General features: G+C 32.7%; 10 protein-coding genes. 9 read left to right on the forward strand and 1 reads right to left on the reverse strand.

Features of this window, described 5'->3' with window-relative positions; translation table 11 throughout:
• The 6 genes from AACY61_RS04225 to AACY61_RS04250 form a co-directional block, all read left to right on the forward strand.
• Nucleotides 1-585: sugar transferase (locus AACY61_RS04225; RefSeq protein ID WP_339610342.1), on the forward strand; the 585-nt coding region annotated here is incomplete at its 5' end.
• 27 nt (nt 586-612) lie between these two features.
• The gene (locus tag AACY61_RS04230) at nt 613-1,596 is read left to right on the forward strand and encodes an SDR family oxidoreductase (RefSeq protein ID WP_339610343.1); all 984 of its coding nucleotides are present in this window, start codon (nt 613-615) and stop codon (nt 1,594-1,596) included.
• Between the two features lie 17 nt (nt 1,597-1,613).
• Nucleotides 1,614-2,666, forward strand: a complete 1,053-nt coding sequence (rfbB, locus tag AACY61_RS04235; RefSeq protein ID WP_339610351.1) for a dTDP-glucose 4,6-dehydratase — start codon at nt 1,614-1,616, stop codon at nt 2,664-2,666.
• A gap of 3 nt (nt 2,667-2,669) precedes the next feature.
• On the forward strand, nt 2,670-3,542 hold the full coding sequence (rfbA, locus tag AACY61_RS04240) for a glucose-1-phosphate thymidylyltransferase RfbA (RefSeq protein WP_339610344.1): 873 nt from the start codon (nt 2,670-2,672) through the stop codon (nt 3,540-3,542).
• Nucleotides 3,543-3,612: 70 nt separating this feature from the next.
• Entirely contained in the window at nt 3,613-4,251 is a 639-nt protein-coding gene (locus tag AACY61_RS04245; protein WP_339610345.1) for a hypothetical protein, read from the forward strand.
• A gap of 95 nt (nt 4,252-4,346) precedes the next feature.
• Nucleotides 4,347-5,249 carry a TIGR01777 family oxidoreductase gene (locus tag AACY61_RS04250; RefSeq protein WP_339610346.1) on the forward strand — a complete coding sequence of 301 codons (903 nt, stop codon included), beginning with the start codon at nt 4,347-4,349 and terminating at the stop codon, nt 5,247-5,249.
• A 54-nt stretch (nt 5,250-5,303) separates the two neighbouring features.
• Here the strand turns inward: AACY61_RS04250 and AACY61_RS04255 are convergent, their stop codons facing one another.
• Entirely contained in the window at nt 5,304-5,981 is a 678-nt protein-coding gene (locus AACY61_RS04255; RefSeq protein WP_339610347.1) for a YceI family protein, read from the reverse strand.
• Between the two features lie 157 nt (nt 5,982-6,138).
• Here AACY61_RS04255 and AACY61_RS04260 point away from each other — a divergent pair, with 157 nt between their 5' ends.
• The 3 genes from AACY61_RS04260 to AACY61_RS04270 all read left to right on the forward strand — a co-directional run.
• Complete coding sequence (locus AACY61_RS04260) at nt 6,139-6,681, forward strand: nucleotide exchange factor GrpE (RefSeq protein ID WP_339610348.1); 543 nt, start codon at nt 6,139-6,141, stop codon at nt 6,679-6,681.
• Between the two features lie 18 nt (nt 6,682-6,699).
• Nucleotides 6,700-7,827, forward strand: coding sequence for a molecular chaperone DnaJ (gene dnaJ / locus AACY61_RS04265; RefSeq protein ID WP_339610349.1), 1,128 nt, complete (start codon nt 6,700-6,702; stop codon nt 7,825-7,827).
• Between the two features lie 205 nt (nt 7,828-8,032).
• The coding region (locus AACY61_RS04270; RefSeq protein WP_339610350.1) for an ATP-binding cassette domain-containing protein at nt 8,033-8,879 on the forward strand (847 nt) is incomplete at its 3' end.

Consider the following 8,879-nt stretch of genomic DNA (forward strand, 5'->3'; position numbering starts at 1 on the left):
CTGTCTAAAAAGCAACAATTCCTTAAAAGAAGCTTTGATGCTTCAATTGCTTTAATAGGGTTGCTTGTTTTATTTATTCCTTTACTTTTGTTAATAATAATAGCAAGGGTTGATATAGGAAAATCAGGTGTGTTTTTACAGAAACGTGTTGGGATGGATGGGAGAGTCTTTAATATGTATAAGATAAGAACACTAAAAAATGTTAAAAATCACAGTTTTGAGGAGATGGTTCTTGATCAATCAAAATCAGGCAGGTGGATGCGAAAAACTAAACTTGATGAACTTCCCCAGCTTTTTAATGTGATTATTGGTGATATGAGCTTTGTAGGGCCTCGACCGGATATTCCCGGTTATGCTGACAAACTTAAAGGAGAAGATAGAATTATTTTAAGTGTAAGGCCAGGTATTACAGGTCCTGCGACCTTAAAATATAAAGATGAAATCAATTTGTTGATGACTAAAAAAAATCCAATAAAATACAATGATGAAACAATTTGGCCAGATAAAGTAAAAATCAATAAAGACTATGTAAAAAATTGGACGTTTTGCGGAGATTTAAAATATATTTTCAAATCTATAGTTTAAAATAAATAGTAAAAGAGCACTTATTTAATGGAATCTTTCAAATATCACACTCAAGAAATTTCAAAACATTCATTCTTAATAACGGGAGGCGCCGGTTTTATAGGCTCCAATCTGGTTGGATATTTGCTAAAGCATGGAGCAAAAAAGGTTAGAGTACTTGATAATTTAGCGACAGGATTTAAAGAAAATTTGAATGAATTTCTAGATATGACAAATTTTGAATTGCTTGAAGGCGATATTCGAGATTTGGATACCTGTAAAAAGGCAATCAAAGGAATTGATTATGTATCTCATCAAGCAGCTTTAGGTTCAGTACCGCGTTCTATAAATGACCCTATCACCACAAATGAGGTAAACATTTCAGGTTTTTTAAATATGCTTGTTGCTCAAAAAGAGTCAATATCTGTGAAACGATTGATATATGCAGCCTCGAGCTCTACTTACGGCGACAGTAAAATGCTTCCAAAAGTTGAGGAAAATATTGGAAAACCACTTTCTCCCTATGCTGTTACCAAATATGTAAATGAGTTGTATGCAGATGTTTTTTATAAAACTTACGGTACAGAAACCATAGGTTTGCGTTATTTCAACGTTTTTGGTCCAAAACAAAGTCCAACAGGAGCCTATGCCGCTGTTATACCACTTTTTATGCAAGCCTTAAAAGATAAAAAGCCTCCTGTAATCAATGGAGACGGAGAACAAACAAGAGATTTTACATTTGTTGAAAATGCTATACAAGCCAATATTAAGGCATTTTTTGCAGACTCTAAAGGGGTAAACGAAGTCTATAATGTAGCTTATGGAGAGCGTATTAGTCTTAACAAGCTTTGGGGTTTTCTAAATGAAATTTCAAATATAAAAATTAGAGCAAACTATGGCCCGCCTAGAGTTGGTGATGTCAGAGATTCTCTTGCAGATATTTCAAAGGCAAGAAAATTATTGGATTATGATCCAAAATTCAGTGTTCACAAAGGCCTACAAGTAACTTGGGACTATTTTGTGAAAGATTAGTTTAACTAAACCTAATGATGAAAAATATTCTAATAACAGGAGGAGCAGGCTTCATTGGTTCACATGTTGTAAGGCTTTTTGTGAAATCTTATCCAGACACACATATATTTAATTTGGATGCACTTACATATGCAGGTAATTTAGAAAATCTTGAAGATGTTGAGCAAGCTTCAAACTATACTTTTATCAAAGCAGATATTAACGATTCTAAAGTTATTCAAAAACTATTTGAAGCTCATCAGTTTCAAAGCGTAATTCACCTAGCGGCAGAATCACATGTTGATCGTTCTATTTCAGACCCTTTATCCTTTTTAAAAACCAATATTTTTGGAACTGTAAATTTACTGAATGCAGCCAAAGAATGTTGGAAGTCTAATTTTGAAGACCATTTGTTTTACCATATAAGCACAGATGAAGTTTATGGCACTTTAGGCTCTTCTGGATTATTTACAGAAAAAACTGCATACGACCCTAACTCACCGTATTCTGCTTCTAAAGCAAGTTCAGATCATTTTGTGAGAGCTTATGGAGAAACTTATGGATTTCCATTTATTATATCAAACTGTTCTAATAATTATGGCCCCAATCAATTTCCTGAAAAATTAATTCCTTTGTTTATTAATAATATTATTGAAAATAAACCACTTCCTGTTTATGGTGATGGAAACTATACCCGTGATTGGCTTTATGTAATTGATCATGCAAAAGCAATAGATTTGATATTTCATAATGGATTAAAAGGCGAAACCTATAATATTGGTGGGTTTAATGAATGGAAAAACATTGATTTAGTTAAATTGCTTTGTGATTTAATGGATGAAAAACTAAAAAGAATACAAGGAAACTCTAGAAATCTAATAAGATTTGTGAAAGACCGGCCGGGACATGATTTACGTTATGCCATAGATGCATCAAAAGTCAACTCAAAATTAGGGTGGAAACCATCTGTAACTTTTGAAGAAGGGCTAGTAAAAACAATCGATTGGTATCTTGAAAATCAACACTGGCTTAAGAATGTAACTACAGGGCTTTATCAGGATTATTACAAAAAACAGTACAAAAATAACTAACCAATGAAAGGAATTATATTAGCAGGAGGCGCCGGCACTCGTTTGCACCCTCTTACACAGGTGGTCTCCAAGCAGCTTTTACCTGTGTATGACAAACCGATGATTTATTATCCGCTTTCGGTTTTGTTATTGGCAGACATTAAAGAAATTTTAATAATCTCAACTCCTGCAGATTTACCAAATTTTCAAAAACTCTTCGGAAATGGTAAACACCTTGGAATTTCAATTTCTTATGCAGAACAACCCTCTCCTGATGGATTAGCACAAGCATTTATAATAGGTGAAGAATTTATTGGAAATGATCATGTTTGCTTGATTTTAGGAGACAATATATTTTATGGTGCCGGTTTTCAAAAACTTTTAATTGAAGCTAAATGTAATGTCATTAATGAAGGAATTGCTTCTGTGTTTGGTTATTATGTTGAAGACCCCGAACGCTATGGAGTAGCCTCTTTTGATAGTAAAGGTCAAGTTTTGAGTATTGAAGAAAAGCCAAAACAACCTAAAAGTAACTATGCAGTTGTCGGGCTTTATTTCTATCCAAATTCGGTAATTGATATTGCTAAGTCTGTGAAACCATCAAAAAGAGGTGAACTTGAAATTACTTCTGTTAATGCTCATTTTTTGAGTGAAAATAATCTAAAAATGCAAATTATGAGTAGGGGATATGCCTGGTTGGATACAGGTACACACGAAGCTCTAACAGAAGCTACCGAATTTGTAAAAACCATTGAAAAAAGAACAGGTTTAAAAATAGGCTGTATTGAAGAAATAGCCTTTCGTAAGCGGTTAATCAACGAAAAAGAGTTATTGCAACTAGCCACACCGCTATTAAAAAGTGGATATGGACAATATTTAAAAAATCTTCTGAAATAAATACTAAGGTGTTTTATATACCGTTAGTTTAAAAGTTTCCCCAAAAACAAATTAACCCTAACATCAACTTATGCATTTAAAGAAGAGTATTTTTATTTTATATTTATTAGCTACATTTTCTACCTATTCACAAGAAGAAAAATTTAATAAAACTTCAATAGAAACAGGTATTGGTCTTCACGTACCTCTGGCTCCAAATGATAAAATTAGCAGAAGCAATTATGTAAATTTTGGAAGTTTTGAATTTGGTATTAGATATATGTTTAATCAAAAACTTGGAGCTAAATTAAAATACACTTATAATGGGTTTCGTGATAAAAATGATACTGATACCGGAATTAACAACAATACCATAGCAGTTGAAGGTTTTTATAATGTTGGAAGGCTGGTTTTGCCTTATTATATTTATAACAAAGCTACTATTTTTTTTCATACAGGAGTGGGATATACCAGGGCTACGGCTCTCGGAAAAAATGTAACCGAACAAACCGGAAATCTAAATTTTGGATTTAGACCCCAAGTAAAAATCAATGATTGGTTTTCAGTATTTGCTGACGGAAATTACAATATGGTTTTTAAACAGCACTATAGTTATTCTGGTGAACTTTTATCACCTGACTATGAAGATCAAAACGGTAGTTTCGCAACTTTAAATTTTGGAGTAATATTCAGTCTTGGTAAAAACAAACACCATGTTGACTGGTACTAAATACTTGATTTAACAATCCTTTTTTTAAATCGTTAAACCTTTTTTAAAAATTAGTTTAACCTTTGCTTTATTGTTAATTTAGAGGAAAAATTGGCATGAGAGTATTGATTACCGGGGCGACTGGACTTATAGGAAAAGAGATTGTAAAAAGATGCTTAGATAAAAAGATAAGCGTCCATTATTTAACAACTTCACAATCAAAAATTCAAGAAAAAGAAAACTACAAAGGGTTTTTTTGGGACCCAAAAAAGGGAGAAATCGACAGTAGTTGTCTGCAAAATGTTGATGCAATAATTCACTTGGCAGGAGCAACAATTTCAAAGCGCTGGACTAAGCAATATAAAACTGAAATACTCGAAAGCAGAATTCTTTCAGGAAATATATTGTTTAATACAATCCAAAAAAATGCACATCAAATAAAACACTTTATCTCTGCCAGTGGTGTGAATATTTATCCAAATGATTTTAATGAAATTTATAATGAAAGCAATGATAAAATTGATACTACTTTTTTAGGAAATGTTGTTTCCAGCTGGGAAGAAGTAGCTGATAAGTTTGCTGTACTTGATATGAAAGTTTCAAAAATAAGAACAGGAATGGTTCTTGATAAAAACGAAGGAGCATTACCGGAAATTTCTAAACCAATAAAACTTGGTTTAGGTGCACCATTGGCATCTGGTAAACAATGGCAATCCTGGATTCATATTCAGGATATAGCAAGACTTTATTTATTTGTTGTAGAAAAACAATTGGAAGGGGTTTTTAATGCTGTAGCTCCAAACCCAGTCACTAATAAAGAGTTTACAAATCTTGTTGCTAAAAAATTAAACAAAACTCTTTGGTTGCCAAACGTTCCTGCTTTCGCTTTAAAAATTGTGTTGGGTGAGATGTCTACTTTAGTAATTTCAAGTCAAAATGTAAGTTCACAAAAAATAGAAAATAAAGGTTTTCAATTTAAATATCCAGACTTGGAAAGCTCTTTAGAAAGTTTACTTTAATAAAAAAATCCCGCAAAGAGCGGGATTTTTTTATTAGAAGTTAAGGTATATTTCTTAGCTTTTATTTGCTTCTAAATAAACAGTTAAACTGATGTCGTCATAAATAACTTTGTCTCCAATATTTGGAAAAACAGATTTAGATCTAAAATTGATATCCCATTCAGTTCTGTCAATTGTAAATGTTTCACTTTGTAAAACCATTTTATCATCTTCCAAAGACATATTTACCGGAAACTTAATGTTTTTTGAATTATCAAGAAGGATTAAATTTCCTTCCATCCAGGTTTTACCATCAGTTACGTTCATTCCTGTTACAACAAAAGTCCCTGTAGGATACTCATTGATATTAAAAAAATCGCCCTCTTTGCCTTCAACAGTTCCTTTTAGGTGAGCTTCAAGGTTTTCTTTTCCGTCACCTTCTTCAAGGTCTGTGACAGTTATTGAGCTCATATCAAGAGCGAACTCACCGCCTACAATTTCGTTAGATTCATTTAAGTTAATATAACCTTTTGAAACTTTAATGTATCCTGTATGGTTTCCTGTTAATTTTCCTGCTTCCCAGTCAATTTTAGTCGCATCAGTATCTGCATTGTAGGTCATAACAGATGTTGTAGATTCCATTTTGTCTTGCGCTTCACTTGTTTCCACTTTGTTTTCTTTTTCTCCTTTACAGGAAAATGCAAAAATTGCAAATATAGAAAGTGCGGATAGTTTTAAAATGTTGTTTTTCATGGTTTGTGTTAATTTTTTGATTCAATGCAAAAGTACTAGTCTTAATGGTAAATTTATCTTAAAGTCCTATTAATTTTTCAATGACATTTTGACACAAAACTACTTATGGCAGTACTTTTGTTATATCAATGACGACAAATTTTAGAAAATTAAAATAATGAGCAAGAAAGATACTTCCAAAACTGCAACAAAATCTAAACCAAAGGATCATAAAAAAAACGATTTTGAAGAAAAAATAGACGGTTTAGAAAACAATATCAATAAATTAGAAGAGGAATTAAACCATGAAAAAGAAAAATTTTTAAGACTCTTTGCTGAGTTTGAAAACTATAAAAGACGTACATCAAAAGAACGAATAGAACTTTTTAAAACTGCAGGACAAGATGTACTGCTTGCTTTGTTACCAGTTATGGATGATTTTGACAGAGCTCTTCTTGAACTCAAAAAATCTGACGATGACACTTTGTACAAAGGAGTGACATTAATTCACAATAAGCTAAAAGAAACCTTAAGAACTAAAGGTTTAGAACAGTTTGAAGTCAAACAAGGCGATGTATTTGATGCGGAAACACACGAAGCAATCACACAAATACCTGCACCAAAAGACGATTTAAAAGGTAAAATTATTGATGTTGTTGAAAAAGGATATCAATTAGGAGAAAAAATTATTCGCTATCCAAAAGTTGTGATAGGACAGTAAAAGCATTAAACAAGTTTTATGAAAGAAGATTATTACGACATATTAGGCATCAGTAAGAATGCAACTGCAAATGAAATTAAAAAAGCTTACCGAAAAAAAGCCATTGAGTTTCATCCTGATAAAAACCCAGGTGATGTCAAAGCAGAAGAAATGTTTAAAAAAGCAGCTGAAGCTTATGAAGTTTTAAGTGACCCAAATAAAAAAGCCCGTTACGATCAATATGGCCACCAAGCTTTTGATGGTTCAGGTGGATTTAGCGGTGGAGGAATGAACATGGAGGACATTTTTAGCCAGTTTGGAGATATTTTTGGTGGAGCTTTTGGTGGTGGCGGAGCTGGTTTTTCCGGTTTTAGTGGTTTTGGAGGTGGCGGCCAACGAAGAATAAAAGGAAGTAATTTACGCATTCGGGTTGCATTGACACTTGAAGAAATTGCTAATGGTGTTGAAAAAAAGATTAAAGTAAAACGAAAAAAACAGGCACAAGGCACAACATACAAAACATGTACAAGCTGTCATGGTAGTGGACAGGTAACGAGAATTTCAAATACAATTTTAGGAAGAATGCAAACATCTGCTCCTTGTAATGTTTGTGGAGGTTCAGGAAAAATTATTGAATCTAAACCACCCAATGCTGACAAAGATGGAATGTTATTGACAGAAGAAACAGTTTCAATTAAGATTCCTGCAGGGGTAGTGGACGGCATGCAACTCAAAGTTACCGGAAAAGGAAATGAGGCTCCAGGAGATGGCATTGCAGGTGATCTGTTAGTAGCTATTGAAGAAAAAATACATCCAACACTACAAAGAGAAGGTGATAATTTGCATTATGACCTTTACATTAGTTTTTCAGAAGCTGCATTAGGAACATCAAAAGAAATTGATACTGTTACCGGAAAAGTTAGAATCAAAATTGAAGAAGGAGTTCAAAGTGGTAAAATTTTAAGACTTCGTAATAAAGGTATTCCAAGTATTAATGGGTATGGTAGTGGAGATCTTTTAGTACACGTAAATGTCTGGACTCCAAAAGCTCTTTCGAAAGAACAAAAAGAGTTTTTTGAGAAAATGGCAAGCGACTCAAACTTTCAACCAATGCCAGAATCTGATGATAAATCATTCTTTGAAAAAGTAAAAGATATGTTTTCTTAACAAGTTTATATTTAAATTAATTTGTTATATTTGTTTATGGTTAGTAATTAATTAGCCATATTTTTCTTTTTCATAGCAATTTTTTTTCCCATCCTATGTTCATTTTTTAAAGATCCTAGGGTGGGTTTTATTTTTAATTTCTTCTTTACACTTGTAACACCCTTAATGTAAATTAGACAAACATTTTAAAAAATTATCAAGTTACATGAGTCACTTATTAGTAGCAGAGAAAGTCACAAAACAGTACGGCAAACACACTGCTTTAAATTCAGTATCAGTTGCAGTACCTGAAGGAACTATTTTTGGGCTTTTAGGACCCAATGGTGCCGGAAAAACCACTTTCATTAGAATCATCAATCAAATTACTATGCCAGACTCAGGAAAAGTATTTCTTGATGGTGAACCTCTTCAACCACACCATATTCAACATATAGGTTATCTTCCTGAGGAAAGAGGACTTTATAAATCAATGAAGGTTGGAGAGCAGGCACTGTATCTCGCTCAACTAAAAGGGCTTTCAAAAATTCAAGCCAAAGAACGTCTTAAATATTGGTTTGACAGATTGAATATTGGAAACTGGTGGGATAAAAAAATTGAGGAGTTATCGAAAGGGATGGCACAAAAAGTCCAATTTATAGTCACTGTGCTTCATCAACCTAAACTATTGATTTTTGACGAACCTTTTAGTGGTTTTGACCCTGTAAATGCAAACTTAATCAAAGATGAAATCCTTGAACTCAGAAATCAAGGAGCTACCATAATTTTTTCTACGCACCGGATGGAATCTGTTGAAGAACTTTGTGATCACATAGCATTGATTCACCATTCAAACAAAGTTTTGGACGGAAAAGTTTCAGATATAAAACGTACTTATAAATCAAATACTTACGAAGTAGGTTTAATTTGTGATGACAAAGAAAGACTTAAAAATGAGTTAAGTCAAAAGTTTGAAATTAGTGCGGCAAATTTCAAAACACTTGAAAACGATTTAAAACTAAACATAAAAATTGACCAGAATACATTGCCTAATGATTTGATTGTTTTTTTAACAA

The sequence above is a fragment of the uncultured Planktosalinus sp. genome, assembly GCF_963973675.1.
In the GTDB taxonomy this organism is placed as follows: Bacteria; Bacteroidota; Bacteroidia; order Flavobacteriales; family Flavobacteriaceae; genus Planktosalinus.

Bases quoted from the DNA above. Each gene is read 5' to 3' on its own strand.
- AACY61_RS04230 (WP_339610343.1), top strand. From the start codon at position 613: ATGGAATCTTTCAAATATCACACTCAAGAAATTTCAAAACATTCATTC.
- rfbB (WP_339610351.1), top strand. From the start codon at position 1,614: ATGAAAAATATTCTAATAACAGGAGGAGCAGGCTTCATTGGTTCACAT.
- rfbA (WP_339610344.1), top strand. From the start codon at position 2,670: ATGAAAGGAATTATATTAGCAGGAGGCGCCGGCACTCGTTTGCACCCT.
- AACY61_RS04245 (WP_339610345.1), top strand. From the start codon at position 3,613: ATGCATTTAAAGAAGAGTATTTTTATTTTATATTTATTAGCTACATTT.
- AACY61_RS04250 (WP_339610346.1), top strand. From the start codon at position 4,347: ATGAGAGTATTGATTACCGGGGCGACTGGACTTATAGGAAAAGAGATT.
- AACY61_RS04255 (WP_339610347.1), bottom strand. From the start codon at position 5,981: ATGAAAAACAACATTTTAAAACTATCCGCACTTTCTATATTTGCAATT.
- AACY61_RS04260 (WP_339610348.1), top strand. From the start codon at position 6,139: ATGAGCAAGAAAGATACTTCCAAAACTGCAACAAAATCTAAACCAAAG.
- dnaJ (WP_339610349.1), top strand. From the start codon at position 6,700: ATGAAAGAAGATTATTACGACATATTAGGCATCAGTAAGAATGCAACT.